The organism is Hymenobacter nivis (assembly GCF_006439025.1).
GTDB lineage: Bacteria > Bacteroidota > Bacteroidia > Cytophagales > Hymenobacteraceae > Hymenobacter > Hymenobacter nivis_A.
The window spans coordinates 447,573-472,940 of sequence record NZ_RCYZ01000003.1 but is presented as its reverse complement, the minus strand read 5'-3'; the positions used below and the strand labels follow the sequence as shown (position 1 = coordinate 472,940).

Sequence of the window (25,368 nt, the reverse complement as noted above, 5' to 3'; positions counted from 1 at the left end):
CTACCTCAGCGGCCGGCCCACAGCGGGCGGCCCGCCAGGGCCCCCAGCAGCAGCGCGCCCACGGCCCCCGCGTACAGGGCCGCGCCCAGCCAGGTGCCGGCCACGGCCCGGCGCGGGGCCCAGCGGCTCAGGGCTGCGCCCAGCAGCGGCAGCGCCTGCAAGGCGTGCAGGCCCAGGAAGTGGGCCACGCGCAGGTCGCCGGCGGCGGTGCTCCAGCCCAGGCCGGGCAGGCCGGGGCCGCCGTCGGGGGCCCCCACGGTGTGCTGCTGGGCCCGAATCATGAGGCCCCCCAGGGCCGAGCCCACCAGAAACACCAGCAGCCCCAGCCGCACGCCCCAGGCGTAGCCCGCCGGGCCCTGCGGCCGGTAGCGCCAGGCCAGGTACAGGGCCCCGGCGGTGAGCACCGTGTTCAGCGCGATGAAAATCCCCATCAGCCCGAACAGCAGGCCATTGAGGGCACTGCTCTGGTTGTAGTGCGAGGAAACCCCGCGCCCGGCCTGTACAAAAATGATGGCGATTTCGACCGCCATGCTCAGGGCCACGCCGCCGCCGAGGCGGCGCACCGCCCGCTGGGCCGGGGCGGGCAGGTCGGCCAGCAGCCAGCCCAGCGTCCAGAGGTAGGCAGTGCCCGAGAGGGCGAATTTGAGGGGCTTCAACCAGACCAGGGCCCCCATTACGTGGCGGTGGTCGAGGGGCAGCAGCACCAGGGCCAGCCCGGCCAGCCCCACGTGCAGCCAGCCCACCCCCGACAGCGCCGGGCTGGCGCGGTGCAAGGTGCGCAGGGCCCCAGCCGCTGCGGACAAGGCGGTAGGAGTGGGGCGAATGGCGAAGGGCAGCAGCGTTTCCATAAGGCGGCAGGGGTGAGGGCAGCGGGACTAATTGATTGGCGAAGAAGCCGAAGCGGTCTTGCGGGCCCACAGCCCGCGCAGCCCGAAATACAGCAGCAGGCCCACCGGCCCGAACAAGAACGTGAGGGCCAGCGCCGGCACCACCAGCGCGTGCGGCAGGCCGCGGCGCTGGGCGTCGCGCACTTCCCAGGCCCCCGTCCACAGGTCGAAGCACAGGTAGTGCACCCACCCCGCCAGCAGCGCCCACGGGTCGCGGAACAGCGCCGCCACCGCCGCCAGCGACCCAAAGCCGCCTTCGCCGCCGTGGGGCCCCAGGTAGTGCGCCGCGATGAGCACCGCGTAGACCGCGGCCAGCGCCAGCGGTAGGGCCCCATTGAGCACCAGCGCCTTGGTGAAGCGGCTGCGCGGGGCCAGCCCCAGCAGGGCCCAGCCGAGCAGGGCAGCGGGGTTGGCCAGCGAAAATAAAAAGTCGGGCGTGGGCATGGCGGTTTTCGCGGCGGGAAGTGCGTCAAAAGTAGCAGCGGGCCCCGCCGGCCGCCAGCCCATTCGGGGCGAAGCGCCCCCGCGCCGGGGCCAAGCCGCCGCCAGGCGGGGCGAAGCGACGGGTGGGGCCCCATTCTGGCGCACGAATTGCGGAGGGCCCCGGGCCCCCACGCCCGGCTTTCTGAACCAAAGCGCCCGTTGCGGGTTAACCCCCTCTTTGCCTATTAAGCGCAGCGGCTATGGCCAGGCTTGCGCACCCGCCGCGTGACGTTGATTGATTACCTGTTTGTTGTTAGCCGCCAGGCCCTTGGCTCTGGGGCACGGCGGGGGCTATTGCTGTTGTGGCTGGGGGCCCTGCTGCCGCTGGCGGCCCGGGCCCAGCTCCCCGGAATGGGCCACAGCCAGCTCCGCATCGGGTCCGATACGGTGCGGCGGCACGCGGTGGCGCGGCTGCCCAAGCCCCGGGTGGTGGCGTTTTTCGACGCCCGCTACTCCATCATCAACGGCCACTTCGTCACCATCAACGGCCTGAAGCTGGGCCTGGAGTGGAAAAACCGCCTGCGCACCGGCGCGGCCGTGTACTTCCTCAGCAGCCGCATCCCCACCCGCCGCGCCCGGCCCGACGGCGTGGACGACGACGCCCGCGCCGACCTGCGCTTCCGCTACCTGGCCCTCTACGGCGAGTACGTGCTCATCGAAAACCGCCGCTGGGAGCTGAGCGTGCCCATCCAGGCGGGCCTCGGCAATGCCTATGTGGAGTACATCTCGCCCGACGGCACCCACCAGGAAACGCCCCACGACTTCATGGGCGTCATCGAGCCCAGCGCCAACGCCCAGATGCGCATTTTCCGCTGGGCCGGGCTGGGGGCGGGGGCCGGCTGGCGGGCCCCGGTGTTTGTGAACGCCGCGGTGCGCAAAGAGCTGAGCGGGCCCATTTTTTTCCTGCGCGGCAAGCTTTTCGTCAACGATTTGGTGGCCGTGGTGCGGGGCCGCGAGCGGTTATTTTCGCAAAAAGGGCTGCGCAGCGAATAATTGTTGCGCCGGGCTATTGCGGTGTGGGTGCTGTCGGCTTATGTTTGCCACCTCTCCCACCCAATAAATAGTACTTGTATGCGTTTCGGTTGGATTTCGGCGTTTGTACCCGACGCCCGCGGCGTCCGTTGGATCTTCGGTTTGCTGTTGCTGCCGGCCGTGTGGCTGGCCAAGGGCGGCAACGCCCCGGCCCCCCCGCCGGCCCCGGTAGCTGCCGTGGCCCCCGCCGCTGCCCCCGCCGCCCCGGCCCCGCTGGGGGCCCTCCAGGCCCCGGCAGCCCCGCGCTCGGCCCGCTAGTACCAGCGCCTTTGCTGAGCCATTAGCTGATGGCTAATGTTCTTAATCAACAATAATTTGCGTCGAAAGCACTGACTGTTTGCTTTTGCCCAATTGCTTAACGTGAAAAAAGGCGAAGGATTAAAAACCTGATTGTTCGGGTTTTTAATCCTTCGCCTTTTTTTATTTCAGGTGGGCTAAAAAGCCTGAAAAATGTAGAATGTAGCTTGCTGTTTAACAAAATGATACGGCTGGCCGGGAGGGCCGCCGGCCACTACTTGCCTGCCGCGTAGGTGAAGCCCACCGATAGGTTGGTGTTGACGGGGGCGCGGCCCTCCACGTTGATGCTTTCGAGCGAGTAGGTGTAGGTAACGGCCAGGGCCAGGTGGCGCGAAAGGCGCACGGACAGGGCCCCCGTGCCGTTCACGCGGTAGTCGCCGTTGACGTTGCCTACCGCCGGCTGGTAGTACACCAGGGCTGTGAGCGTGGCCCCGCCCCGCGTGTACTTGCCCTTGGCGCGCAGCGAGTGGCGCAGCACCTGGCGGCGCAAATCGGTGTAGTACTGCGTCTTCTCACCCATCAGGAAGTAGCTCAGGTGCACCTCGTTGCTTAGCGTATCCTGGTACAGCTGGTAGCCCACGCCCAGGCCCCCCACCAGGCGGTAGTCGATGGCCCGCAGGTTGCTGTACTCCGTCTGGCCCAGGGCATAGAACTTGTAGCGCCCCTGCTGGTAGGTGGGCGTGGTGAGCAGCAAAAACTCGCGCTCGCGCTGCAAGCCGTCCTGCTTGCCGTAGCTGAAGTTGAGGGCCACCGGGGCCAGCCAGTGCCCGCCCTTGAATGACAAATTGACCGTGTGGCTGGTGCTCAGGAACATGCGCTCGACGGTGCCCGTGGTGTAGAGGCCCGTGAGCGAGGCCGTGTAGCGCACGCCCTTGCCCTTCACGGCGTAGGTTTCGAACTCGGCGGGGGGCAGGCCGGCCGCGCCGCCGGCCGCGGGGGCCACGGCGGGCGTGGCGGTGGTGTCGGCCTTGGGCGCGGTGCGGGTCGAGTCGGCGGTGCCCTGGGCGCGGGCGGCGGGGCCGGCGGCCAGCAGCAGCAGCGCCAGCAGCCCGGGGCCCCAAAACTTCAAAAACGGCATCTTTATCAAATCAAATTCGGGGTTTCGAGGCGGCGCAGCGTGGCCGCCCGGTCGAGCTTGCCAGAGGCCGTGGTCTGAAATTCGGGCACGAACACGAGGTGCCGGGGCTGCTCGTACGGGCCCAGGCGGGCGGCCAGCAGGGCGCGCAGCTGGGCCTCGGCGGCGGCAGGCAGGGCGGGGCCCTCCACGTAGGCGGCCACGGCCTGGCCGAGGCGCTCGTCGGGCCGGCCGGCCACGAAGCAGCGGCGCGGGGCCCCCAGCTCGGCCAGGGCCACGTCGAGCACCAGCTCCACCTTTTCGGCCGGCACCTTCACCCCGCCCGAGTTGATGACGAAATCGGCCCGGCCCAGCCACTCAAACGTGTGGTCCTCCGCATGCAGCGCCACCTGGTCGTTCGTCACCACGAGCTGGTCGTCGGTCACGTCGCCGCGCAGCGTGAGGCAGCCGCGCGCGTCCTGCCCGGCCGCAATGCCCGGCAGCACCCGGAAGGCAGTGGTGGCCCGGGGCCCATTTAGCCGCCGCAAGGCCACGTGCGAGCAGGTTTCCGTCATGCCGTAGGTGAGCAGGACCGGCACCGTGAGCTGGGCCTGCACGGCGGCCAGCAGCGCGGCGTCCACGGGGGCCCCGCCCACCAAAATGGTTTTCATTTGGTTGAGGCGCGGGGCGTGGCCGGCGGCCAGCACGGCCCGCAGCTGCAAGGGCACGAAGGCGGCGAAGTCGAATTCGGCCTCGGCCGGCACCAGGGCCAGCGGGTCGGCCCGGGGCTCCACCACGGTGAGGTGCAGGCGGCGCTCCAGGCCGCGCACCAGCATCATCAGCCCGCCGATGTACTCGCAGTTGAGGCAGACCAGGGCCCGGTCGCCGGGGCCCAAATCGAAGAAGTCGCCGGTGCGGCGGGCCGAGGCTTCGAGCTGCCGCCGCCGCAGCACAATGGGCGCGGGCGGGCCCGTGCTGCCCGAGGTGGTGAGGGTAAATTCCTGCGAGCCGTTCAGCCACTCGCGCACGCGCTCCAGCACGCGGGCCTCGTAGCCGTTGAGGTCCGCGGGCACCGCGGCGGGGTACTGCTGGATGGCCGCGTAGGTGAATTCGCGGCCGTTGAGCAGCAGGGAAGTGGGGAGGGAGTTAATCAAAACAAAGAATTATTGCTAAAAGCTGCAATAGTTGAACACGCGAGTGGTTTTTCCGCGCTTTACCAAAACGGTTAATTCACCCTTCTTTTTGATCAAACTATCGCCAGCTTCCACGTAAAATGGCAAGGACGCTTTTCTAACTACCTGATAATTGGAGGAAGCGCGAATGGAATCTGATGTAAACGGCGCTGGGTAATAATGCGTCAGGTTGGGAAGTCTCATCCAATCGAACTCTTTGCCAATAAATAATTGATAGCCAGCGCTTGGACTCGGTAATTTATTCCAAAGCGCTCCTGCAAAAGAGCTATTTTGATTGCGAATTATTTCTTCTGCTTGAGTAGGCGTTTTTTCAAAATTATTGAATAATAATAATGCGACGGCAAAAAACAACACGACGAAAATTGTTTTGACTGCTGTCGGGTAGTTATCTCCGTCAAGCAAGCGTTCTACAATTCGGGCTAGCACGGACTATGAAAAGTGAGTAGCGAGCGAAAAACCAGCGCCAACCGCCGCCGGTCGGGGCCCTAGCCAAGCAGCCAGCGCTGGTACGTGGGGGCCGACGGAACCGTGAGCCGCCCCAAAACTAGCAGCAGGCCGCCGCAAATGGCCAGGTCGGTGGCCGCGTGCGTTACAACGTAGGAGGCCAGTAGGGGCAACGCTAGGAGGCCCAGTAGGCTGTCGCGCAAGAAGATGCGGGCCTGGTAAATGCGTAGGTTTTCGGCGTAGGGCCGCCGCAGGTTGGGCCGCAAACTGCGCGATACGGCGTAGAGCAGGGCCCCCACCACCGGCATCAGGGCCCCCAGCAGCAGCAGCAGGGGCCACGTGGCCAGCCGCGGGTTGGCGGCGGCGCCCACCGCCATGCGGGGGCCGGTGGCCAGCACCGCGCCGCCCATCAGCAGGGCCTGGGCCCCGTAGTGCAGCCAGTGCCGCCGCCGGATGCGCCCGAGGGCTTCGTGAAATTCAGCGTCCGTCATGCGGTGAAAGGAGCCCCGGGGGCGGGTCAAACCAAGGCGCGGGTTTGGTGGCCCGCGCACCCGCACGCCAAAGGCGATGAGCACGTTGGCAACAAAGCCCGGGGCAATTTGGCTTGCTTTTTCCGAAAAAAATCGCTATTATTACCTACCTCCCACCTAACCCTTACGGCCATGACTCCCTATTCGCAGCCGCTGGCGCCCCCGGCGCCCCTCGTTGAAAACGTCGCCCGCCCCGCCGCCGTCCACACGCCCGCCAAGCTAGCCGCCAAGGCCGCCAAAAAGGAGCGCAAGCACGCGCGGTTGCGCTGGTTTTTCTCCTGGTGCTGGGGATGCCAGTACATGGGCGGAAGCTTCTGATACTGTTGATAGATAGCTAATTAAATGCAAAAAGCCCCGCCAAACTGGCGGGGCTTTTTTGTGCGATGCAGCGCAGCGGCTACGGAAACTTGGGGAACTTCGAGAAGTCCGGCTGGCGCTTTTCGAGGAAGGCGTTTTTGCCTTCTTTAGCTTCCTCACTCAGGTAGTAGAGCAGCGTGGCGTTGCCGGCCAGCTCCTGGATGCCGGCCTGTCCGTCGAGCTCGGCGTTGAAGCTGGATTTGAGCATGCGCAGGGCCAAGGGGCTCTTTTGCAGGATTTTGTGGCACCAGGCCACGGTGGTTTCCTCCAGCTTATCCAGGGGCACCACTTTGTTCACCAGGCCCATGTCGAGGGCTTCCTGGGCGTCGTACTGGTCGCAGAGGAACCAGATTTCGCGGGCCTTCTTCTGGCCCACCACCCGCGCCAGGTACGAGGCCCCGAAGCCGCCGTCGAACGAGCCCACGTTGGGGCCCGTCTGGCCGAAGCGGGCGTTATCGGCGGCAATGGTCAGGTCGCAGACCACGTGCAGCACGTGGCCCCCGCCGATGGCCCAGCCCGCCACCATCGCAATCACGGGCTTGGGAATGCTGCGGATCATCTTCTGCAAGTCCAGCACGTTGAGGCGGGGCACGGCGTTTTCGCCCACGTAGCCACCGTGGCCGCGCACGCTCTGGTCGCCGCCCGAGCAGAAGGCCTTGCCGCCCTCGCCCGAGAAAACAATCACGCCGATGTCGGTGCGGTTGCGGCAAATGTCCATCGCCTCAATCATCTCGTCCACCGTGAGGGGCGTGAAGGCGTTGTGCACCTGCGGCCGGTTGATGCTGATTTTGGCAATGCCCCCGTGCTGGGAGAACAGGATTTCTTTGAACTCCTTGATGGGCGTCCACTCGATTTTTTCAGACATAAAAAACTGTCATGCTGAGCCTGCGAAGCACCTTATCACGTTCGCAACGCCCAAGCGGTGAATAATTCTGACGAAAGCAGCCGTGATAAGTTGCTCCCTTCGCCAGCATGACAAAACGTTAAGAGAAAGCGGTTTTAACGGCCGCACGGTAATCCTCAAAAAAGGCGGCGTTGGCCTGGCTGTCGGTGAAAACCTCCAGCACCGCCGCCCCGCCCTCGGGGGCAAAGAAAACCGGCAGCGCGGCCGCAAGTTCATCAAACGACGCCACCGGGAAGTAGCGCAGCTGGAAATCGCGGCAGAGGTTCTCGGCCGTCAGGGCCTGGTGGGTTTCAAAAAACTCTTCCAGCTCGGGCTGCTGCCGGGGCCCCTCAATCATACGGAAAATGCCGCCGCCGTGGTTATTGAACACCACCACCCGCAGGTTGGGCACGGGGTAGTTGTGCCAAAAGGCGTTGCGGTCGTAGAAAAACGCCACGTCGCCGGTGAGCAGCACCACCGGCCGCGCGGGCTGCGCCAGGGCCCCGCCCACGGCGGTGCTGTTGCAGCCGTCAATGCCGCTGGTGCCGCGGTTGGCAAATACCTCGATTTGCCGGTCCGTCGGCAGGCCCAGGATGTTGGCGTAGCGCACGGCCATGCTGTTGGCCAAGTGCAGGGCGGTGCCGTCGGCCAGGGCCCCCAGCGCGTGGCGGAAGGCTGAAAACTCATTAAACGGCTGATCTTCGGCCGCAAAGAAGTCCTCCAGAAATACCGCCGCCGCCGCATCGGCCCGCTGCCAGGTCACGGGTGTTTCGGTGGTAGTCGCGCTAGGAATCGAACCTAGATCAAGAGCTTCTGAGCTATCCGTACCCGAGTGCTGGTCCGGTGCTGCTGGCGCCGCTGCTGGGGCCCCGGGCCCCAGCGCAGGGCCGTAGTCCTTGGTTTCGAACGAGGCCAGCTGCTGGAAAAACGCGGCCGGCTGCACCCGCACGATGCGCGTGAGGCTCCGAAACGTGTCGGCCACGGGCCCCGTGGCTTGCAGGTGCCAGTGCTGCGCCGGGGCCACGTCGCGCAGGAACAGCTTCAGGCTCTTCGAAATCAGCGACTGCCCGAAAGTGATGAGCAAGTCGGGTTGGAGCGCGGCCTTTTGCTCCGTGGGCAGGCCGGCCAGGAAAATATCCTGCCGGTGCACGGCGGGCACATCGCGCAGGTTGGCGATGATGTCGGCCACTACCGGCACCCGCCGCGCCGCGGCAAAGTCGTAGAGCGCGGCCGTCAGGCCAGGGCCCCCGGCCTGCTGGCCGGCCACCACCAGCACGCGGCCGGCGGCCCGCAATTGCTGGCGCAGGTCCAGGATTTCGGCCGGGGGCAGCACGGCGTTTGCCTGGTCTTCCCGAATGATTTTTACATCCTGCTCGTACACCACCTCCTCGCCCGCCTTGGGGTAAAAGGGCTCGCGCAACGGGATATTCACCTGCACTGGGCCGGCGGGGCCCGCCTGGGTTAGGTTGATGGCCTCGTTAATGAGGCGCTCAGCGTGCCACTTGGCGTCGGGGTGGGTGGTATCGGCGGGGAAGTCGAAGGCCGCCTTGGCGTGGGCCCCGTAGAGGTTGCGCTGGCGAATGGTTTGGCCGTCGAGCTGGTCGATCCACTCCGGGGGCCTATCGGCGGTGAGGATGAGCAGTGGGATTTGCTGGAAAAAGGCCTCCGCCACGGCGGGCGCGTAGTTGAGGCCGGCCGTGCCGCTGGTGCACACCAGCACCACCGGCCGCCGCGTGGCCTGCGCGATACCCAGGCCGATGAACGCCGCCGCCCGCTCGTCGGGCACCACGCGCAGCCGGCCGCGGTAGGCCGGGTGCCGCGCAAAGGCCAGCGTGAGCGGCGCCGAGCGCGAGCCCGGCGAGAGCACCACGTCGGTAATCCCGTGCCGGGCGCAGATTTCGGCGATGTTGAAAACGGCTTGGTTATTCATTTAAGCAGGTAATCGTAATAATTGATTTAGGGCCCCCAGGTTGTCAGGCAGCGCGCAGCAGTAAACATGATTAGCTGAGCAGGAAAGAGACTTTGCTGCGCTCCGCATAACGGCCTGGGGGCCCTAGAGTAATTCTAAAGCGTTCATTGTAAGACCGTGCCCACGGTTTGCAGTTTCATTTCGGTTTCCTGCCACTCGCGGTCCGGGTCCGAGTCTGCCGTGAGGCCGGTGCCGGCGTAGAGGATGGCCTCGTGGGGGCGCACTTGCAGGCAGCGCAGGTTCACGAAGAGGCGGGCAACGCCGGGCGCGGCCACGTTTACGGGGCCCAAAAAGCCGCTGTAGTAGGCGCGGTCGTAGCCCTCGTGCTGGCGCAAAAAGGCCAGCGCCGCCAGCTTGGGCATGCCGCCCACGGCCGAGGTGGGGTGCAGCAGGCGCAGCATGTCGGTGCCCAGGTTGGGGAAGGGCACGGCGGTCAGGTCCACCTCGAAGTCGGTGCGCAGGTGCAGGAGCTGGCCCGCCACCACGGTGCGGGGCCCCGTTTCCTGGTATTCGCGCAGGCGCAGTTGCTTGAAGCAGCTCACGATGTAGCGCGCCACCAGTGCCTGCTCCTCAATTTCCTTCTGCCGCCAGATGGCCGTGCGCGGCGAAGCGGCTTCGGTGGCGGGCTGGGTGGCGGCCAGTGCCACGGTGCGGAAGTGCCCGCCGGCCGTGACCTCGGCCAGTACCTCGGGCGTGGCCCCCAGCCAGGTGCCCGCGCCCGGCACGCTCACCAGCGACACAAACGCCTGCGGGTACTTGGCGCTGAGCTTGTTGAACGCCGCCAGCGCATCAAACCCAGCCGGCAGCGGCCGCCGCGCCGCCCGCGAACTCACCACTTTCACCACCGCCTTCTCCTTAATGGCGGCCACGCCCTCGCGTACTAATGCTGTGTACTCGGCCTCGGTGGCCGCGGCCGGGGCGGGCTGCGGGCTGTAGTGCCAGGCCAGTTCGGCGGGCGTAGGCAGGGCCAGCCACGCCGCGATGTTGGGCAGCAGCTCGCGGGCGGCGGGGGCCACCAGGATGGCGTCGGGCCGGGCGGCGTCGTAGCGCACGTCGGCGGGCAGGAAGAAGGCCGGGTTGTGGTCGGAGTCGCGGAAGGGAAAAAAGGCGAAGCCCGCCGGGGCCCCCGCGTCGAGGGCGGGCGGCAGGCCGGTGTAGGCGGCTTCGAGCGAGCGGCTCACGAGCAGCTGCGGGCGGCCGGCGCCGGGCTCGCGCCACACGGCCAGCGGGCGGCCCGTGCGCAGGGCCCCCGCTACCAGGTGGCGCAGCCGGGCCAGGGCCCCCAGGCCCGCCGCGGCGGGCGGCCACGGCAGCAAGCGCGGTTCGGGCAGCGGCATTAGGCGGGGCGTGGGCTAGCGGCCGGCAGGTCCACCACGGCCATCGTGATGCGGCTGATGCAGACCAGGGCCCCCGTTTCTTCGTGGGTGATGCGAATTTCCCACACCTGCGTGCTGCGGCCCACGTGCACCGGCGTGGCCCGGCCGTGCACCCAGCCGTCGCGCACGCCCTTGAGGTGGTTGGCGTTGATTTCTAGGCCCACGCAGGCCTGCTTGGTGGGGTCCACGCGGCTGGCGGCCCCCACGCTGCCCAGCGTTTCGGCCAGTGCCACCGAGGCCCCGCCGTGCAGCAGGCCCATGGGCTGGTGGGTGCGGCCGTCCACGGGCATGCGCCCCTCGATGTAGTCGTCGGTGAGGGCGGTTAGCTCAATGCCGAGGGCATCGGCCAAGGTGGGGCGGGTGGCCGTCCAGGCCTTTACTTCGTCGAGGGTCATGGGTGGCGGGGTGGTGGTTTGGGGCGGCAGGTGATGCGTTTGCCGCGCCCGGCAACTGGCGGCGAATAACTAAACTTAGGAACCCGTACTTTGGGCCATTGTTCCGCAAAACTACCCCGAAACGTGAGGCCCCGGACCATCTTCCTGCTGCGCCACGGCCAGACCGATTTCAACGTGCAAAGCATCGTGCAGGGCAGCGGCGTCGACTCCGACCTGAACGACACCGGCCGCCGCCAAGCTGCGCAGTTTTTTGCTGCCTACGGCCACGTGCCGTTCGCTAAAGTCTACACCTCGGCGCTGCGCCGCACCCGGCAGTCGGTGCAGGGCTTCCTCGATTTGGGGCTGCCCCACGAGGCGCACACGGCCCTGAACGAGATTAGCTGGGGCCGCCGCGAGGGCACCCGCATCACGGTGGCCGAAGATGCCGAGTACCGCGCCACGCTGGCCGCCTGGGCCGCTGGCGACGACCACGCCCGCCTCGAAGGCGGCGAGAGCCCCGCCGAAGTAGCCGCCCGCCAGCGTCCGTTCATCGAGCTGCTTAAGGCCCGCGCCGACGAAGACCCCGTGCTCGTGTGCCTGCACGGCCGGGCCCTGCGCGTGCTGCTCTGCCAGCTGCTGCACTATCCGCTCCGCTGCATGGACGGCTTCGAGCACAGTAACTTGTGTTTGTACAAGCTGGAGTTTACGGGGACGGTGTTTACGGTGAAAAATTTCCTTGATACCGCCCATTTGCAAGGCTGAGCGGGGCCCCCGGCCCCCGGTGGGCCCCGGCCGGTTGGCGCGGCCAACTTTTCGGGCTAATTTTGGCCCAATCAACCCAAGCGCGACAACCCGATGGCCGAAATCATAAAAATGCCCAAAATGAGCGACACGATGACCGAAGGCGTCATCGCGGCTTGGCTCAAAAAAGTGGGCGACAACGTTAAAGCCGGCGATATCCTGGCCGAAGTCGAAACCGACAAGGCCACGATGGAGCTCGAAAACTACGACGACGGCACCCTGCTCTACATCGGCCCCAAAGAGGGCGAAGCCGTGGCCGTAGACGGCATTTTGGCCATCGTGGGCAAGCCGGGTGAAGATTTCTCGGCGTTGCTGAACGGTGGTGGGGCCCCCGCTGCGCCCAAAGCCGAGGCCGCCCCGGCCCCCGCGCCCGAGGCCCCCAAACCCGCTCCGGCCCCCGCCGCCGAGGCCCCCAAGCCGGCGGCTCCCGCAGCCCCGGCCGCGCCCGCCAACGGCAAGAAAGCCACCGTGGTGCTCATGCCTAAAATGAGCGACACGATGACCGAAGGCACCATCGCCGCCTGGCTGAAAAAGGTGGGCGACAAGGTAAAAGCCGGCGATATCCTGGCCGAAGTCGAGACCGACAAAGCCACGATGGAGCTCGAAAACTACGAGGACGGCACCCTGCTCTACACGGGCCCCAAGGCCGGCGAAGCCGTAGCCGTGGACGGCATCCTGGCCATCATCGGCGAAGAAGGCGCTGACATTCAGGCGCTGCTGGGCGGCCAGAGCGGCGGTGCCGCCCCAGCTCCTGCTGCTGCCGAGGCAGCTCCCGCCGGGGCCCCCGCGCCCGCCGCTGCGCCCGCTGCCGCTGAGGCGCCCACCGGCCGCATCCTGGCCTCGCCGCTGGCCAAGAGCATCGCCAAAGAGAAAGGCATCAACCTGGCCCAGGTGAAGGGCAGCGGCGACAACGGCCGCATCGTGCAGCGCGACGTGGAAGCCTTCACGCCCGGCCAGGCCGCCGCTGCGCCGGCTGCTGCGCCCGCTACGGCCCCCAACGAGTACATCGCCGCCGCCCTGCCCGCCGCTGCCCCGGCCCCGAAAGCGGCGCCGGCCCCCGCCGCGGCCGAAGGCACCTACACCGACACGCCGGTGTCGCAGATGCGCAAGGTGATTGCCAAGCGCCTGTCGGAGAGCTTGTTCACAGCCCCGCATTTCTATCTCACGATGGAAATCCTGATGGACAAGGCCATGGAGGTGCGCACCCAGCTCAACACGCTCTCGCCGGTGAAACTGAGCTTCAACGACTTGGTGCTCAAGGCTTCGGCCGTGGCCCTGCGCCAGCACCCGGTCATCAACTCGTCGTGGCTCGGCGACAAGATTCGCCAGAACAAGGCCATCCACATCGGCGTGGCCGTGGCCGTGGACGAAGGCCTGCTGGTGCCCGTCATCCGCAACGCCGACGGCAAGGGCCTCTCGCAGATTGCCACCGAGGTGAAGGAGCTGGCCGGCAAGGCCAAGAGCAAGAAGCTCCAGCCTGCCGAGTGGGAAGGCAGTACCTTCACAATCAGCAACTTGGGTATGTTTGGCATCGACGAGTTCACGGCCATCATCAACGAGCCCAATGCCTGCATTCTGGCCGTGGGCGGCATCAAGCAAACCGCCGTGGTGAAGGACGGCCAGCTGGCCATCGGCAACATCATGAAGGTGACGCTGAGCTGCGACCACCGCGTGGTGGACGGTGCCACCGGCGCGGCTTTCCTGCAAACGGTAAAGGCGCTGCTGGAAGACCCCATGCGGATGCTGATCTGACCCCTAGTCGCTGCAAAAGCGGTTTAATTTCTAAAAATGCCCCAAAGAATCAGCCCCCACCGGGCTGATTCTTTGCATTTATGGCCGTAGGGGCCCCAGGTAATTAGGATGGTATGGGAAGGAGCCTATATTTACGGGTCATCATCCTATTTTCTGATTATGAATAAAAAATTACTGATTGTGCCGCTCGTGCTGGCCAGCAGCGCGGCCTGGGCCCAGAGCCGCACAGTGACTGGCCAAGTATTGGACGCGGCTGGGGCCCCCATTATTGGGGCCACGGTGGTGGAAAAAGGGACTAACAACGGCATCAGCACCGATGCTACCGGCCGCTTCGTGCTGCGGGCGCGCTCGGCCCAGCCGCGGCTGCAAATCAGCGCCCTGGGCTACACCAGTCAGGAAGTGGGTACCGAAGGGGGCCCCGTGGCCGTGCGCCTGGCCGCCAACAGCACCGCCCTGGAGGGCGTGCAGGTAGTGGGCACGCGCAGCCTCAACCGCTCGGTAACGGACTCGCCCTCGCCGGTTGACATCATCGACGTACGGCAGGTGACGGCCAAAACCGGCCAGCTCGACGTGAACCAGCTGCTGCAATTCGTGGCCCCGTCCTTCAACTCGAACCGCCAGACCGGCGCCGACGGCGCCGACCACGTGGACCCCGCCAGCCTGCGCGGCCTGGGCCCCGACCAAACCCTGGTGCTGGTGAACGGCAAGCGCTGGCACCAGTCGGCGCTCGTAAACCTGTTCGGCTCGCGCGGCCGCGGCAACACGGGCACCGACCTAAACACGATTCCGGCCGCCAGCATCGAGCGCATCGAAATATTGCGCGACGGGGCCTCGGCCCAGTACGGCTCCGACGCCATTGCGGGCGTCATCAACATCGTGTTGAAAACCAGCACCAAGGAGCTGACGGCCAACGCTAACTACGGCGCTTACACCGCCAAGTACCGCTTCGACGACAAGACTTTTGACGGCGGCAACTTCAACGCTAACGCCAACTACGGCGTGGCCGTGGGCGAGGGCGGCTTCGTGAACGCCACCGTCGATTTCAACCAGCGCGAGCACACCCAGCGCGCCAACGTGCCGGCCCCCGACGGCATCCAGCGCCGCCAGTACGGCGACCCCAAGGCGACCAACACCTCCGTGTACCTCAACAGCAAGCTGCCGCTGAGTGAGAATGTGTACGCTTACGTGTTCGGCGGCATCAACGTGCGCAAGGGCGACGCCTACGCCTACACCCGCTTCCCGACCATCAGCGACGGCAACGGCAACGACATCCCGAACCCGCGCAGCAACGCCACGCTCTACCCCAACGGCTTCGACCCCATCATCACGAGCAGCATTTTCGACGGGCACGGGGTGGCCGGCGTGCGCGGCACCTTCGGGCAGTGGGACGTGGACCTGAGCAACGGCTTTGGCTCGAACAACTTCCACTACGGCGTGAAAAATACGCTGAACGCCACGCTGGGGGCCCAGTCGCCGACGACGTTTGACGCGGGCGGCTTCCAGCTCCAGCAAGACGTGGTAGACCTCAACGTGAGCCGCAACTACAAAACCGTGCTCCAGGGCCTCAACTTAGCCTTTGGCAGCGAGTACCGCCGCGAGTGGTATTCGCTGTTTGCCGGCGAGGCGGGCTCGTACACCAACTACGCGCCGGGCTCGGGCGTGGCGGGCGGGGCCCAGGGTTTCCCCGGCTTCCAGCCGCGCAACGAGGTGAAGGCCAGCCGCAGCAACGTGGGCGTGTACGCCGACGCCGAGCTGGACGTGACCAAGGCCCTGCTGGTGGAAGGCGCGGTGCGCTTCGAGAACTACACCGACTTCGGCAGCAACTTCACCGGCAAGCTGGCCACGCGCCTCAAGCTGAGCGACGCTTTCTCGCTGCGCGGCACGCTGAGCACCGGCTTTAGGGCCCCCTCGCTGGCGCAAATCAATTTCAACACCGTGTTTACCAACGTGGTGGGCGGCAAGCCGGTTGACATTTTGCTCGACCGCAACAGCGGTCCCGTGACCCGGGCCGTGGGCATTCCGCCGCTCACGCGCGAGCTTTCGCGCTCGGCCAGCGTGGGCTTCACGGGCCGCGCTGGTTCGGTGCTGACGTTTACCGTGGATGGCTACTACATCCACATCCAAGACCGGATTGTGCTCACCGGCACGTTCGGCAGCGACGACAACATCATCGGGCCCACCCTCACGGCCCTGAGCGTGGGCCAGGCACAGTTCTTTGCCAACGCGGCCTCTACCAGCACGTTCGGCCTCGACGCCGTGGTGGCCAATACGCTGGGTGTGGGCGCCGGCCGCCTCACCACCACGCTGGCCGCCAACTTCAACCGCCTGAACGTGACGCGGGTGCAAACGACGCCGTTGTTGGCCGGCAAGGAAGACGTCTTCTTCGGGCCCCGCGAGCAGGCATTTGTGAAGGCCTCCGCGCCGCCTTTCAAAATCAACCTCACCTTCGATTACAGCCTCGGCCGGTTTGGGGCCCTGGTGCGGTTCGTGGAGTTCGGCGGCGTGTCGCTCATCGACTACAACGGCGACTTGAACCGCTACGACCCGCGCCTGACCACCGACGTAGCCCTGAGCTATGCCCTCACCAACCAGCTGCGCCTCTCGGTGGGCAGCTCGAACCTGTTCAACAAGTACCCCAACTTCTTCAACCCCCAGGCCACCGAAACCGGCGGCGCCTGGGACCCCGTGCAAATGGGCTCGAACGGCCGCTTCCTTTTTGCCAAGCTCCAGGCTCGTTTTTAAGTTAGCCCGGGCAATTATTCCCGCTGGTACAGAACGTTTGCCGGTGGTTTCGGGCCGAAAACAGCACCAGGTAACCGTCCCCCTGATGGGCTTTTGAAGCCCGGCGGGGCTTCCCATTCAGGCAAAGTGCTTCAAAACTATTTCGGGACAGTTTTTATGATTGGGACAGCTTTGGGCGTCGGTCAAGCGCTGTTCAGTCGCGCAAACCCCGAATAGGTAAGACCGTTTCACTGACCCCGCTATCCACCGGCACTGCGGCGCTTTGGAAAGCTTCGGCCTACCTACGCACTGGTATTTCGAGCATTATAACATTTGGGGAATTACCATCAATTTGCATTGTGTCCTTGATTTTTTGTTCTTTTCTATGTTCCTTCATGCCAGGCTAATAAAATAGGGTAGCCGGCTAGCGGTTGGCTAGTACTCATTGTATCCTTTCGGACTGCCCATGATGAGAAATTCTATCCTCTTCGAATTGCCTGGCGGCAAATGGAATTTACCACAGGTTGATGAGAGCACGGTTATCCCCCGTATCATTCATCAAACGTTTATGTCCAAAAAGCTCCCGCCGGAACTTCAGGAAAACGTCGACAACATCAAGCGGCTCAACCCGGGGTGGGCGCACGTTATTTACGACGACGACGACATAAGAGCGTTCATCAGCGAAAATTACGGGCCCCATATCCTTCGCTACTTTGAACGGATAAACCCGCGGTACGGGGTGGCCCGGGCAGACCTTTTCCGCTACTTGCTGATGTACAAGTGCGGGGGCGTTTACTTAGACATTAAGAGCGCATGCACCCGCCCACTCGAGCAAGTGATACGGCCGGACGACCGGTACATTCTGTCCAACTGGCGGAATAAGCCTGGCGAGCCACACGAAGGATTTGGTACTTCGGAGGAGGTGGTGGGCATTGCCGGCGGCGAATACCAACAGTGGCACATCATTGCGGCCCCTGGCCACCCTTTCTTAAAGGCAGTAATCGAAACTGTCCTCCGAAACATTGATCAGTATCGCCCGTGGCTGCACGGCACGGGGGCCATTGGGGTGCTGAGGCTAACGGGCCCGCTTGCCTACACCGTCGCCATTCAGCCGTTGTTGCCAGCCGTGCTGCATCGGCGGGTAGCCAACGAAACGGTAATGAGCCTTCAGTATTCGGTTTACGCGCATACCTCACACCGGGCCGTTTACAAAACGAATTATTCGGTGTTGACGGAGTCCATTGTGCTAATGAAGAATGCGGACCAGCTACTGGCTCATTGCTACAGCTTTGCCAAAAAAAGCAAACACTTGCTGTTGGCCAAAGTGAACAGCATCCACCACGGAAGGACGCATCCGGCCTAGTATTTGGCGGCACCAAGTTGTGTCGGCAACGCTTGGTTCTGGCACCGCCGGAACCAAGCGTTGTATTTTTGCCCCATGCTCCCAAAAATTCGCTCCACAACCGTGCTCGGCGTGCGCCACAACGGCCAGATTGCCCTCGGGGCCGACGGCCAGGCCACCATGGACAAGCACGTGGCCAAAAACAACGTGCGCAAAGTGCGCCAGCTCAACGACGGCAAGGTGGTCACCGGCTTTGCCGGCTCCACGGCCGATGCTTTCATGCTGCTCGACCGCTTCGAGGAGAAGCTGGCCGCCTACGGCAACAACCTTAAGCGCGCCGCCATCGAGCTGGCCAAGGACTGGCGCAAGGACCAGTACCTCCGCAAGTTGGAGGCCATGATGGTGGTCTGCGACAAAGACGAGTTGCTCATCATCAGCGGGACCGGCGACGTGCTGGAGCCCGACATGGACGTGGCCGCCATCGGCAGCGGCGCCATGTACGCGCAGGCCGCCGCCCTGGCCCTCAAGAAGCACGCCCCGCACCTCACCGCCCGCCAGATGGTAGAGGACGCCCTGCACATCGCAGCCGACATCTGCATCTACACCAACCACAACCTCATCATCGCCGAGCCGGCGTAAGAGCGGTCCGCACTCATGGCCGAGGACCTCATCTACTATAATTCGCGCTGGCGCTACGCCCTGCTCACCGGTGGCAGCTTGGCCTTCGTGGCGGTAGGGGGGTGGATGGTGGTGAGCGAAGGCAATTGGGGCGGCGGCTTGGCCAGCGTGTTTTTTTTCGGGGCTTGCGCTGCCATCGGGGCTTGGCAGTTTTTCGACAGCCGCCCGCGCCTGCAAATCTCCGACGCCGGCATCACCGACCGCACGTTGGGCGTGGGCACCATCCGCTGGCACGACATCGCGGGGGCCTACGTGCGGAGCGTCAACCGCGAATTTTTTATTTGCCTGCACTTGCGCAACGAAGCCGCCTACGTAGGCCGGCTCTCGCCTTTGAAGCAAAAGCTGAAGGCCGCAAACCAAGCGTTGGGGTTCACGCCGATTGCCATCAACCTCAGCGGGGTTGCCATCGACCCCGAGCAACTGCTGGAATACATCTTAAAACAGGCCGCTGCTACCCAGCTGGTGCGGCCCGATTTCCCCCTTAATTAAGCACCTCAATTCTTCCCCATGCACATTACCAACTTCCTCAAGCACCACTACCGCCACTTCAACGCCGCGGCGCTCATCGACGCGGCCGATGGCTACAACCAGCACATTGCCGAAGGCGGCAAAATGATGATTACCCTGGCCGGGGCCATGAGCACCGCCGAAATGGGGATTCAGCTGGCTGAGCTCATCCGGCAGGATAAGGTGCAGATTATCAGCTGCACCGGGGCCAACCTGGAGGAGGATATCTTCAACCTGGTGGCCCACGACTTTTACGAGCGGGTGCCCAACTACCGCGACCTGACGCCCGCCGACGAGCAGGCCCTGCTGGCCCGCCACATGAACCGCGTGACCGATACCTGCATCCCCGAAGAGGAGGCCATGCGCCGCCTCGAGCACGTGGTGCTCAAGTTCTGGGAGAAGGCCGACCAAGAGGGCAAGGCCTACTTCCCGCACGAGTTCTTCTACCAGATTCTGCTGAGCGGCGAGTTGGAGCAGTACTATCAGATTGATCCCAAGGATTCGTGGATGCTGGCCGCGGCCGAGAAAAACCTGCCCATCATTTGCCCGGGCTGGGAAGACTCGACGCTCGGCAACATCTACGCCGGCCACGTCATCTCGGGCGACATCAAGAACGTGCACACCATGCGCACGGGCATCCAGTACATGATTTACCTGGCCGACTGGTACACCAAAACTGCCACCGAAGAGAGCAAAATCGGCTTCTTCCAGATTGGCGGCGGCATTGCCGGCGACTTCCCCATTTGCGTGGTGCCCATGCTGCACCAGGATTTGCAGCGCCACTCGGTGCCGCTGTGGGGCTACTTCTGCCAGATTTCGGATTCGACGACCAGCTACGGTAGCTACTCGGGCGCTGTGCCCAACGAGAAAATTACCTGGGGCAAGCTCGGCGAGAAAACTCCCAAGTTCATCATCGAGAGCGACGCCACCATCGTGGCCCCGCTGATTTTTGCCATCGTGCTGGGGCAATAATTGCCGCCCGCGCAAGCATTTAAAAGCCCGCCGCTGAATTTACAGCGGCGGGCTTTTTTGCGTTGGCTGGGGCCCCCAGCTTGGCTAGCTGGCGCGGCAAGCAGCCAAGTAGCCCGCTTGCGGTAAGTGGTAATCCTGACACAGGCGGCGGTCGGCTGCTGCGGCACTGGGGGCGGGCTGGGGCCCCTCGGGGCGGTGGCCGTTCAGCTTTTGCTGGAAATGAAGTTCTTCTTCCTCTTGCTGGGAATGGTAAGAATCGCTGAGGGCGAGGCGGCCAAATAGGTAGAGCATGACGGGCGGGGCGGGGTGAAACGGAGCGGCAAGTGCATAGACGGGATACCGCGCGACATACTGTAGTTGCAACCCAAAAAAATGCACTCGACCAACGCCCATCCTTTCGCTACGAAACCCGGCGCCGCGGCTACCAGCGGCCGGGTGGAGTTGGCAGCGCTCTTGGCTGGACCGGCGCGCCCGGAGGAAATGGGGGCCCCACCGAAGCAAAAATTAGCTTTCTCAAACAGCTGCGCCGCCCAACAGCTCGTCGGTGAAATGCGCTTGGTGCGGCGGCAAACAAAAAGCCCGCCGCTGATTATCAGCGGCGGGCTTTTTATATGGTGGTCTCAAGTAGCTAAGCATAACTTGTTCTGTTCAAGTCTCTTATTTTGGCTCAGAGGAAAAATAGTTAAGCTTAGCAGATTCTTCTAATTCGTCGTCGATGTTTGAGTCAAATTTGAAAGCATACACAATCCACTTGTCATCAGCTTTATAGAATTCGAACGTGAAGCGCAAAGGCTGACGGTCGTAGCGTACCAAATAAGAATGCAATGCGAAGCTGTTTCCTGCATGCCGCTTAGTTATCGGTTCGTAGCCGTGGTATTTGCCCACGTAATCTAGCGTCAACTTATTGACTTCGCTTTTAATCTGTTCAATTCCATCCCTGTTTCGCGTTGACCAAGGATTTGTAGCATAAAGCGTTTCTACGGCTTTGGCAGGGCCTTTCGGATATTCTTTAAAGAACTCAGCGACAATGCTCTCAGGTGTGCTTTGACAGTAAGAATAATGTGTAAGAAAGGTGAGGAGTGATAGAAGTAGTATTTTCTTCATGAAAAGTAATAAGCTAGGCTGACGAATGTATAGTGCTGTGAAAAACAGCGCCAATCTACGCCGCCCGCGCCCAAAACCCTAGCCGCCTGGGGCCCCATTAGCGCCACACGGCGGCCACCGTGGTGTCGGCGAAGCTGAGGCGGGCGGGCGTGGTGGTCAGGTCGAGGGTGCCGGTGGTGTGGCGGTTGCGCACGGTGATGCGCAGGCGGTACACCTGGGCGGGCAGATCTTGGAGGCTGATGCTGCTGCGGGCGGGCCCCGCGTTGGCGGTCATGCCGTCGTGCACCACGCCGCAGTAGTGCAGGCTCAGCACGTCGCCCTCCTGCCGGCTGAGCGAGGCGATGAGGTGGTCGTTGCCGCTGGTGTTGAATACGTTGTCTTTGCTGAGCAGAAACGTTTCGACCGTGCCCGGCAGCTGCACGGCCTGCTGCTGGGTGCGCAGCAGCACGAGGTAGCCGCTGGGCCCCGGCGTGCCGCAGTCTTCTTCCGCCGCCAGTGCTACGCCCTCGCTGGGTGCCAGGCTCGGGTCGTCGCTTTTGCGGCAGCTGAACAGCGCGAGGGAGGCGGCAAGAAGCAGAGGCAAGCGCATACGGGCGAACGGAAAGGCGGGGGAGTGCTTAGGTGACCCCAACGCCACCAAAAAGGTTGCACGGCCCCACTGCCGGGGCCCCGGCAAAAAAGCAGAATGCGCCGCGAGCGGTTAAGTTAGCCGTTCGCAACGCCCTATCACTTCGCCCGCCGCCGCATGGCCACCACGCCCATTCCTCAGAAAATACTGGCCCGCCAGCACGAAATAACGGCCGATTTCCGGCGCGCCATCGACCAGCACTTGGCCGATGTGGTGGCCGGCCGGGCCACCGAGATGCTGGAAATCCGCGACATTGCCGGCCAGCTCTGCATCCACCCCACGCACCTGAGCAACACCCTTAAGCTTACCACCGGCCACCCGCCGTGCCACTACTTTGAGGCCCAGATCCTGGCCGTGGCCCAGGCCCTGCTGCGCGACACCGACCGCCCCATCGCCGCCATTGCCGCGAACCTCACCTACGACCCGTCCAACTTCACCAAGTTCTTCAAGCGCTTCGCCGGCTGCACGCCCAAGCAGTACCGCGAGCAGGTGTGGGCCCAGCGCCGCGCCGAAGTTTCGGAAGTAGTCACCATTTAAACTGGGCTACTCACCATAAGCCGGCCGCGGGGGCCCCGGACCTTTGTATTGTCAATTAAGGCAACCCTTAAACAATACACCCATGAGCACCAACAAAATAGCCCTCGTCACCGGCGGCAGCCGCGGCCTGGGCAAAAGCATGGCCCTGAACTTGGCCCACAAAGGCATCGACGTGCTGCTGACCTACCGCAGCCAGCGGGCTGAGGCCGACGCCGTAGTGGCCGAAATTAGGGCCCTGGGCTGCCTAGCCGCCGCTCTGCCGCTCGACGTGGCCAATGCCGCGAGCTTCGACGCCTTTTTTGAGCAAGTTAAAACCACGCTCCAGCGTGACTTCCAGGCCGAACGCTTTCAGTTCCTGATCAACAACGCCGGCACTGCCCTGCACGCCGACTTCGCCGACACCACCGAGGCGCAGTTCGACGAGATGGTGAACGTCCACCTCAAGGGGCCCTTCTTTCTGACGCAGAAAGCGTTGCCCTTGCTGGAAGACGGCGGCCGCATTATCAACATCTCGTCGGGGCTGGCCCGCTTCAGCTACAACGGCTCGTCGGCCTACGCGGCCATGAAGGGCGCCATCGAGGTGCTGACCCGCTACCAGGCCAAGGAGCTGGGGGCCCGCGGCATTGCCGCCAACGTGGTGGCCCCCGGCGCCATCGCCACCGATTTTAGCGGTGGCATGGTGCGCGACAACCCCCAGGTTAACGCCACGATAGCCGGCGCCACGGCCCTGGGCCGCGTGGGCCTGCCCGACGACATCGGCCCCATCGTGGCCTTCCTCTGCACCGACGAGGCCCGCTGGATCAACGCCCAGCGCATCGAAGCCTCGGGCGGGATGAACGTGTAGGTGGCCGGTAGGCGAGTGAGGCAGTACAACCCGCGTCGGCCAGGGAGGGGGCGAATGAATTTAAATTTTCATCTTGCCATTCACCCACAAAATTGATAGCCTACCTTCTGCTTCTTATGGCCAGCACCGTCACCAAAACCGTTAATATTCAGACCAGTCCCGAACACGTATGGGACTTCCTCAACGACCTGGCCAATTGGCCCAAATGGGCCGTTCACAACGTCTTCAGCGCCACCCCCGGCCTCAACGGGTATTGGCTCATGGAAGGCCCCCGGGGTACGCAGCAAGTAAAAATGCTGTCGAATAAGGGGCTGGGTATTTTGGACCAGGAATTTAAGGACCCGGTGGAGGGCAACTGGCTGGTGCCGTGCCGGGTAGTGGCGGGCAGCACCGGCGCGCATTTTATGATGACCTTCACCAAGCCGGCAGAAATGCCGGACGAGCCGTTTTACCAAGCCGTTCAATTGATTGAACAGGAAATGGCGAAGCTAAAAGAGGTGCTGGAAAGCCACCCGAGTTAACCGAAAACGCCTCCCGATCTGCGCAGATCGGGAGGCGTTTTTTTGGGTGCTGGGCCAGTGGCTAGAACCGGAACAGCGGCCGGGCCGGGTTCCAAATGCCCCACGGAATCATGAGCAGCACCAGCAGCAGGGCGATGCCGTAGTAAATGAAGGCGGTTTTGTGCTTAGCGGTGTCGGTGGGGCGATTTTTAGAGAGCGAGCGGCCGATTTGGGCGATGATGACGGCGAGGACCATGATGGCCACGTGCTCCATACCGAAGAAGCGTACCACCGGGTCCTTCATGGCGCCGGCTACTTTCATGGCTTTGAGGCCGTAGGGGCTGATGCCGAAGTACAGGCCCAGGCCCACGATGAGCTGCAACAGCATGAAGCCCACGAAGCTGGCCCCAAAAGCATTGTCGCCCTTGCCGAACGGGCGGCGGCCCGACATGCCCACGTAGGCGCGGTACACGGCCACGAGGCCGGCCCCGAGCACGAAGTAGCGGAGGTAGGAATGGAGGATGAGCAGAACTTGATACATGGTGCTAGGGGGAAGCGTGGGTGATGGGTACTACAACAAAAGTAGGGGCAAGTTGGGGCCCTAGCGCCCTTTGCCGCGCTTCACCAAGTAGGCGTACAGCACTTTTTCGAAGGGCTCACGCACGTCCACGGGCACAAAATCAATCTTCAATTGCCCGCAGCGCAGCGCCAAATCCTGCTCGAAGGTGGCCATGGCCGCCTGGTACTGGGCCCGGATTTGGGAGGGCTGGAGCTTGATTTCCTGGCCCGTTTCCACGTCTTCGAAAATGTAGGGGCGCTCGGCAAAGTCGAAGTTAGCCTCCGTGGCGCGGTCGAGCACGTGGAAGAGCAGCACCTCGTGGTGCTGGTGGCGCAGGTGCTGGAGGGCAGCCAGCGCGGCGGCCTGCCCGGCCGCGTCGCGCCCCAGCATGTCGCTGAACAGGATGACGAGCGAGCGTTTGGGAATCTGCTGGGCAATGGTGTGGATGACGCCGGCCACGTCGGTGCCGCGCGGGGGCCCCACCGGCGCGGCGGGCCGCTCGAGCAGGCGCTGCAAGGCCAGCAGCACGGCGTGGCGGTGGGTGGTAGTGGAGCGCACCGGCGTCTGCAATTCTACCCGGTCGGCGAAGGTGACGAGGCCCACCGCGTCGCGCTGCCGGGTGAGCAGCGTGGCCAGCGCCGCCGCCGCTACCACGCTGAAAGTCAGCTTGGCGTGGTCGGGGGCGGGGTAGTACATGCTCGGGCTTACGTCGATGAGCAGGTGAGCGCGCAGGTTGGTTTCCTCCTCGTAGCGCTTCACAAATAGCTTGTCGGTGCGGGCAAACACCTTCCAGTCGATGTGGCGGGTGCTCTCGCCGGGGTTGTAGAGGCGGTGCTCCGAAAACTCCACCGAAAAGCCGTGGTAGGGCGACTGGTGCAGGCCGGTGATGAAGCCATCGACGAGCTGGCGGGCCAGGAATTCCAGGTTTTCGAACGAGCGGATGGCGGCGAGGTCGGGGGCGGGCATGGGCGGGCGAAAGGGGCGGCGGGGCCCCGGGGGCCCTGTTCAAAGATACCACGCCGGGGCCCCGGGCGCTTTTTTCTTTGGCCCTCCGTACCTACATTCGAATTCACATCAATCGATTGTTCTATTCATCAACTTTACCCACCCAACGCCTGTGGACGACCGCCCCGACCAGGAAGAGATTTATTCCCAACGTATTAAGGCTGGCAAGCGCACGTATTTCTTCGACGTGAAAGCCACCCGCGGCCAGGATTACTACCTGACCATTACCGAAAGCAAGCGCCGCCAAAACAACGACGACTCGGTTTCCTACGAAAAGCACAAGATTTTCTTGTATAAAGAAGACTTTTTGAAATTCGTGGATGCCCTCCAGGACGCCGTGGACTACGTGCGCGAAGAGCTGCTAACCCCCGAGGAAGTGGCCGAGCTCGACCGCCCCCGCGAATACGACGAGCGCGACCGCCGCGAGGGCCCCGTGGCTGCCCAGCGCCCCGCCTTCGACGCCAACCGCAGCGACGATAGCTACTAGGGCCCCAGCCCCGTATTTGAATACGCGACGGCGCGAATGGACCCCGGTCCGT

At 64.0% G+C, this 25,368-nt stretch carries 29 protein-coding genes; 14 read left to right on the top strand and 15 right to left on the bottom strand.

The genetic code is table 11. The features are described from left to right. Nucleotides 1–5 precede the first annotated feature (5 nt). Nucleotides 6–848, bottom strand: a complete 843-nt coding sequence (locus EAH73_RS09855; RefSeq protein WP_140466315.1) for a hypothetical protein — start codon at nucleotides 846–848, stop codon at nucleotides 6–8. Between the two features lie 27 nt (nucleotides 849–875). Further along, nucleotides 876–1,331, bottom strand: coding sequence for an ABA4-like family protein (locus EAH73_RS09850; protein WP_140466314.1), 456 nt, complete (start codon nucleotides 1,329–1,331; stop codon nucleotides 876–878). A 264-nt stretch (nucleotides 1,332–1,595) separates the two neighbouring features. On the opposite strand from EAH73_RS09850, the gene EAH73_RS09845 reads away from it, so the two are divergent. Together EAH73_RS09845 and EAH73_RS09840 are read left to right on the top strand one after the other, a co-directional pair. Continuing rightward, the gene (locus EAH73_RS09845) at nucleotides 1,596–2,363 is read left to right on the top strand and encodes a hypothetical protein (protein WP_140466313.1); all 768 of its coding nucleotides are present in this window, start codon (nucleotides 1,596–1,598) and stop codon (nucleotides 2,361–2,363) included. A 78-nt stretch (nucleotides 2,364–2,441) separates the two neighbouring features. Then, nucleotides 2,442–2,660, top strand: a complete 219-nt coding sequence (locus EAH73_RS09840) for a hypothetical protein (protein WP_140466312.1) — start codon at nucleotides 2,442–2,444, stop codon at nucleotides 2,658–2,660. Between the two features lie 253 nt (nucleotides 2,661–2,913). On the opposite strand, the gene EAH73_RS09835 is transcribed toward EAH73_RS09840, so the two are convergent. Genes EAH73_RS09835 through EAH73_RS09820 form a run of 4 tightly spaced genes read right to left on the bottom strand, consistent with a single transcriptional unit; the run spans nucleotide 2,914 to nucleotide 5,881 of the window. Continuing rightward, the gene (locus tag EAH73_RS09835) at nucleotides 2,914–3,777 is read right to left on the bottom strand and encodes a DUF481 domain-containing protein (protein ID WP_140466311.1); all 864 of its coding nucleotides are present in this window, start codon (nucleotides 3,775–3,777) and stop codon (nucleotides 2,914–2,916) included. A 5-nt stretch (nucleotides 3,778–3,782) separates the two neighbouring features. Continuing rightward, the gene (locus EAH73_RS09830; protein WP_240047199.1) at nucleotides 3,783–4,907 is read right to left on the bottom strand and encodes an AMP-binding protein; all 1,125 of its coding nucleotides are present in this window, start codon (nucleotides 4,905–4,907) and stop codon (nucleotides 3,783–3,785) included. 15 nt (nucleotides 4,908–4,922) lie between these two features. Continuing rightward, on the bottom strand, nucleotides 4,923–5,372 hold the full coding sequence (locus tag EAH73_RS09825) for a hypothetical protein (protein ID WP_140466310.1): 450 nt from the start codon (nucleotides 5,370–5,372) through the stop codon (nucleotides 4,923–4,925). A 59-nt stretch (nucleotides 5,373–5,431) separates the two neighbouring features. Further along, nucleotides 5,432–5,881 (bottom strand): hypothetical protein, encoded by a 450-nt coding sequence (locus EAH73_RS09820; RefSeq protein WP_140466309.1) that lies wholly within the window; start codon nucleotides 5,879–5,881, stop codon nucleotides 5,432–5,434. A gap of 171 nt (nucleotides 5,882–6,052) precedes the next feature. Here EAH73_RS09820 and EAH73_RS09815 point away from each other — a divergent pair, with 171 nt between their 5' ends. Beyond that, nucleotides 6,053–6,238, top strand: coding sequence for a hypothetical protein (locus tag EAH73_RS09815; protein WP_140466308.1), 186 nt, complete (start codon nucleotides 6,053–6,055; stop codon nucleotides 6,236–6,238). Between the two features lie 79 nt (nucleotides 6,239–6,317). On the opposite strand, the gene menB is transcribed toward EAH73_RS09815, so the two are convergent. The 4 genes from menB to EAH73_RS09795 form a co-directional block, all read right to left on the bottom strand. Then, nucleotides 6,318–7,142 carry a 1,4-dihydroxy-2-naphthoyl-CoA synthase gene (menB, locus tag EAH73_RS09810; RefSeq protein ID WP_140466307.1) on the bottom strand — a complete coding sequence of 275 codons (825 nt, stop codon included), beginning with the start codon at nucleotides 7,140–7,142 and terminating at the stop codon, nucleotides 6,318–6,320. A 118-nt stretch (nucleotides 7,143–7,260) separates the two neighbouring features. Next, on the bottom strand, nucleotides 7,261–9,090 hold the full coding sequence (gene menD, locus EAH73_RS09805) for a 2-succinyl-5-enolpyruvyl-6-hydroxy-3-cyclohexene-1-carboxylic-acid synthase (protein ID WP_140466306.1): 1,830 nt from the start codon (nucleotides 9,088–9,090) through the stop codon (nucleotides 7,261–7,263). A gap of 143 nt (nucleotides 9,091–9,233) precedes the next feature. Continuing rightward, nucleotides 9,234–10,466, bottom strand: a complete 1,233-nt coding sequence (locus EAH73_RS09800) for a chorismate-binding protein (protein ID WP_140466305.1) — start codon at nucleotides 10,464–10,466, stop codon at nucleotides 9,234–9,236. Further along, entirely contained in the window at nucleotides 10,466–10,900 is a 435-nt protein-coding gene (locus EAH73_RS09795) for a hotdog fold thioesterase (RefSeq protein ID WP_140466304.1), read from the bottom strand. Before EAH73_RS09795 ends, EAH73_RS09800 begins: the two co-directional genes overlap by 1 nt. A gap of 123 nt (nucleotides 10,901–11,023) precedes the next feature. Here EAH73_RS09795 and EAH73_RS09790 point away from each other — a divergent pair, with 123 nt between their 5' ends. From EAH73_RS09790 to EAH73_RS09760, 7 genes are all read left to right on the top strand, one after another. Then, complete coding sequence (locus EAH73_RS09790) at nucleotides 11,024–11,641, top strand: histidine phosphatase family protein (RefSeq protein ID WP_140466303.1); 618 nt, start codon at nucleotides 11,024–11,026, stop codon at nucleotides 11,639–11,641. A gap of 93 nt (nucleotides 11,642–11,734) precedes the next feature. After that, nucleotides 11,735–13,432 (top strand): pyruvate dehydrogenase complex dihydrolipoamide acetyltransferase, encoded by a 1,698-nt coding sequence (locus EAH73_RS09785; RefSeq protein ID WP_140466302.1) that lies wholly within the window; start codon nucleotides 11,735–11,737, stop codon nucleotides 13,430–13,432. A 159-nt stretch (nucleotides 13,433–13,591) separates the two neighbouring features. Then, on the top strand, nucleotides 13,592–16,174 hold the full coding sequence (locus tag EAH73_RS09780; protein ID WP_140466301.1) for a TonB-dependent receptor: 2,583 nt from the start codon (nucleotides 13,592–13,594) through the stop codon (nucleotides 16,172–16,174). Between the two features lie 445 nt (nucleotides 16,175–16,619). Beyond that, entirely contained in the window at nucleotides 16,620–17,516 is an 897-nt protein-coding gene (locus tag EAH73_RS09775; protein ID WP_140466300.1) for a glycosyltransferase family 32 protein, read from the top strand. A gap of 75 nt (nucleotides 17,517–17,591) precedes the next feature. Further along, the gene (gene hslV, locus EAH73_RS09770) at nucleotides 17,592–18,134 is read left to right on the top strand and encodes an ATP-dependent protease subunit HslV (protein WP_068234536.1); all 543 of its coding nucleotides are present in this window, start codon (nucleotides 17,592–17,594) and stop codon (nucleotides 18,132–18,134) included. 15 nt (nucleotides 18,135–18,149) lie between these two features. Then, nucleotides 18,150–18,662, top strand: coding sequence for an STM3941 family protein (locus EAH73_RS09765; protein WP_140466299.1), 513 nt, complete (start codon nucleotides 18,150–18,152; stop codon nucleotides 18,660–18,662). An 18-nt stretch (nucleotides 18,663–18,680) separates the two neighbouring features. Beyond that, nucleotides 18,681–19,652 carry a deoxyhypusine synthase family protein gene (locus tag EAH73_RS09760; protein WP_140466298.1) on the top strand — a complete coding sequence of 324 codons (972 nt, stop codon included), beginning with the start codon at nucleotides 18,681–18,683 and terminating at the stop codon, nucleotides 19,650–19,652. A gap of 84 nt (nucleotides 19,653–19,736) precedes the next feature. Here EAH73_RS09760 and EAH73_RS09755 read toward each other — a convergent pair whose 3' ends face one another. From EAH73_RS09755 to EAH73_RS09745, 3 genes are all read right to left on the bottom strand, one after another. Beyond that, entirely contained in the window at nucleotides 19,737–19,943 is a 207-nt protein-coding gene (locus EAH73_RS09755) for a hypothetical protein (protein WP_140466297.1), read from the bottom strand. Between the two features lie 366 nt (nucleotides 19,944–20,309). After that, complete coding sequence (locus EAH73_RS09750) at nucleotides 20,310–20,756, bottom strand: hypothetical protein (RefSeq protein WP_140466296.1); 447 nt, start codon at nucleotides 20,754–20,756, stop codon at nucleotides 20,310–20,312. A gap of 97 nt (nucleotides 20,757–20,853) precedes the next feature. After that, entirely contained in the window at nucleotides 20,854–21,345 is a 492-nt protein-coding gene (locus EAH73_RS09745; protein WP_140466295.1) for a hypothetical protein, read from the bottom strand. A 156-nt stretch (nucleotides 21,346–21,501) separates the two neighbouring features. On the opposite strand from EAH73_RS09745, the gene EAH73_RS09740 reads away from it, so the two are divergent. The 3 genes from EAH73_RS09740 to EAH73_RS09730 all read left to right on the top strand — a co-directional run bounded on the left by EAH73_RS09740 (nucleotide 21,502) and on the right by EAH73_RS09730 (nucleotide 23,286). Continuing rightward, nucleotides 21,502–21,921, top strand: a complete 420-nt coding sequence (locus EAH73_RS09740) for a helix-turn-helix domain-containing protein (RefSeq protein ID WP_140466294.1) — start codon at nucleotides 21,502–21,504, stop codon at nucleotides 21,919–21,921. 82 nt (nucleotides 21,922–22,003) lie between these two features. Continuing rightward, on the top strand, nucleotides 22,004–22,765 hold the full coding sequence (locus EAH73_RS09735) for an SDR family NAD(P)-dependent oxidoreductase (protein ID WP_140466293.1): 762 nt from the start codon (nucleotides 22,004–22,006) through the stop codon (nucleotides 22,763–22,765). A gap of 116 nt (nucleotides 22,766–22,881) precedes the next feature. Continuing rightward, entirely contained in the window at nucleotides 22,882–23,286 is a 405-nt protein-coding gene (locus EAH73_RS09730; protein WP_140466292.1) for an SRPBCC family protein, read from the top strand. 61 nt (nucleotides 23,287–23,347) lie between these two features. Here the strand turns inward: EAH73_RS09730 and EAH73_RS09725 are convergent, their stop codons facing one another. Together EAH73_RS09725 and EAH73_RS09720 are read right to left on the bottom strand one after the other, a co-directional pair. Then, complete coding sequence (locus EAH73_RS09725; protein WP_140466291.1) at nucleotides 23,348–23,806, bottom strand: hypothetical protein; 459 nt, start codon at nucleotides 23,804–23,806, stop codon at nucleotides 23,348–23,350. A 60-nt stretch (nucleotides 23,807–23,866) separates the two neighbouring features. After that, entirely contained in the window at nucleotides 23,867–24,790 is a 924-nt protein-coding gene (locus EAH73_RS09720; RefSeq protein ID WP_140466290.1) for a DUF58 domain-containing protein, read from the bottom strand. A gap of 151 nt (nucleotides 24,791–24,941) precedes the next feature. Here EAH73_RS09720 and EAH73_RS09715 point away from each other — a divergent pair, with 151 nt between their 5' ends. Continuing rightward, a complete protein-coding gene (locus EAH73_RS09715) occupies nucleotides 24,942–25,316 on the top strand; it encodes a DUF3276 family protein (RefSeq protein WP_140466289.1) in 375 nt (124 codons plus the stop codon). The last annotated feature ends 52 nt before the right edge of the window (nucleotides 25,317–25,368 follow it).

Excerpts from the sequence above, each read along its gene's own strand:
- EAH73_RS09850 (WP_140466314.1), bottom strand. The coding sequence starts at position 1,331 with ATGCCCACGCCCGACTTTTTATTTTCGCTGGCCAACCCCGCTGCCCTG.
- EAH73_RS09840 (WP_140466312.1), top strand. The coding sequence starts at position 2,442 with ATGCGTTTCGGTTGGATTTCGGCGTTTGTACCCGACGCCCGCGGCGTC.
- EAH73_RS09720 (WP_140466290.1), bottom strand. The coding sequence starts at position 24,790 with ATGCCCGCCCCCGACCTCGCCGCCATCCGCTCGTTCGAAAACCTGGAA.
- EAH73_RS09730 (WP_140466292.1), top strand. The coding sequence starts at position 22,882 with ATGGCCAGCACCGTCACCAAAACCGTTAATATTCAGACCAGTCCCGAA.
- menD (WP_140466306.1), bottom strand. The coding sequence starts at position 9,090 with ATGAATAACCAAGCCGTTTTCAACATCGCCGAAATCTGCGCCCGGCAC.
- EAH73_RS09835 (WP_140466311.1), bottom strand. The coding sequence starts at position 3,777 with ATGCCGTTTTTGAAGTTTTGGGGCCCCGGGCTGCTGGCGCTGCTGCTG.
- EAH73_RS09725 (WP_140466291.1), bottom strand. The coding sequence starts at position 23,806 with ATGTATCAAGTTCTGCTCATCCTCCATTCCTACCTCCGCTACTTCGTG.
- EAH73_RS09820 (WP_140466309.1), bottom strand. The coding sequence starts at position 5,881 with ATGACGGACGCTGAATTTCACGAAGCCCTCGGGCGCATCCGGCGGCGG.
- EAH73_RS09780 (WP_140466301.1), top strand. The coding sequence starts at position 13,592 with ATGAATAAAAAATTACTGATTGTGCCGCTCGTGCTGGCCAGCAGCGCG.
- EAH73_RS09815 (WP_140466308.1), top strand. The coding sequence starts at position 6,053 with ATGACTCCCTATTCGCAGCCGCTGGCGCCCCCGGCGCCCCTCGTTGAA.
- EAH73_RS09795 (WP_140466304.1), bottom strand. The coding sequence starts at position 10,900 with ATGACCCTCGACGAAGTAAAGGCCTGGACGGCCACCCGCCCCACCTTG.
- EAH73_RS09760 (WP_140466298.1), top strand. The coding sequence starts at position 18,681 with ATGCACATTACCAACTTCCTCAAGCACCACTACCGCCACTTCAACGCC.
- EAH73_RS09735 (WP_140466293.1), top strand. The coding sequence starts at position 22,004 with ATGAGCACCAACAAAATAGCCCTCGTCACCGGCGGCAGCCGCGGCCTG.
- EAH73_RS09800 (WP_140466305.1), bottom strand. The coding sequence starts at position 10,466 with ATGCCGCTGCCCGAACCGCGCTTGCTGCCGTGGCCGCCCGCCGCGGCG.
- menB (WP_140466307.1), bottom strand. The coding sequence starts at position 7,142 with ATGTCTGAAAAAATCGAGTGGACGCCCATCAAGGAGTTCAAAGAAATC.
- EAH73_RS09785 (WP_140466302.1), top strand. The coding sequence starts at position 11,735 with ATGGCCGAAATCATAAAAATGCCCAAAATGAGCGACACGATGACCGAA.
- EAH73_RS09740 (WP_140466294.1), top strand. The coding sequence starts at position 21,502 with ATGGCCACCACGCCCATTCCTCAGAAAATACTGGCCCGCCAGCACGAA.
- EAH73_RS09855 (WP_140466315.1), bottom strand. The coding sequence starts at position 848 with ATGGAAACGCTGCTGCCCTTCGCCATTCGCCCCACTCCTACCGCCTTG.
- EAH73_RS09775 (WP_140466300.1), top strand. The coding sequence starts at position 16,620 with ATGATGAGAAATTCTATCCTCTTCGAATTGCCTGGCGGCAAATGGAAT.
- EAH73_RS09755 (WP_140466297.1), bottom strand. The coding sequence starts at position 19,943 with ATGCTCTACCTATTTGGCCGCCTCGCCCTCAGCGATTCTTACCATTCC.
- EAH73_RS09745 (WP_140466295.1), bottom strand. The coding sequence starts at position 21,345 with ATGCGCTTGCCTCTGCTTCTTGCCGCCTCCCTCGCGCTGTTCAGCTGC.
- EAH73_RS09765 (WP_140466299.1), top strand. The coding sequence starts at position 18,150 with ATGGCCGAGGACCTCATCTACTATAATTCGCGCTGGCGCTACGCCCTG.
- hslV (WP_068234536.1), top strand. The coding sequence starts at position 17,592 with ATGCTCCCAAAAATTCGCTCCACAACCGTGCTCGGCGTGCGCCACAAC.
- EAH73_RS09750 (WP_140466296.1), bottom strand. The coding sequence starts at position 20,756 with ATGAAGAAAATACTACTTCTATCACTCCTCACCTTTCTTACACATTAT.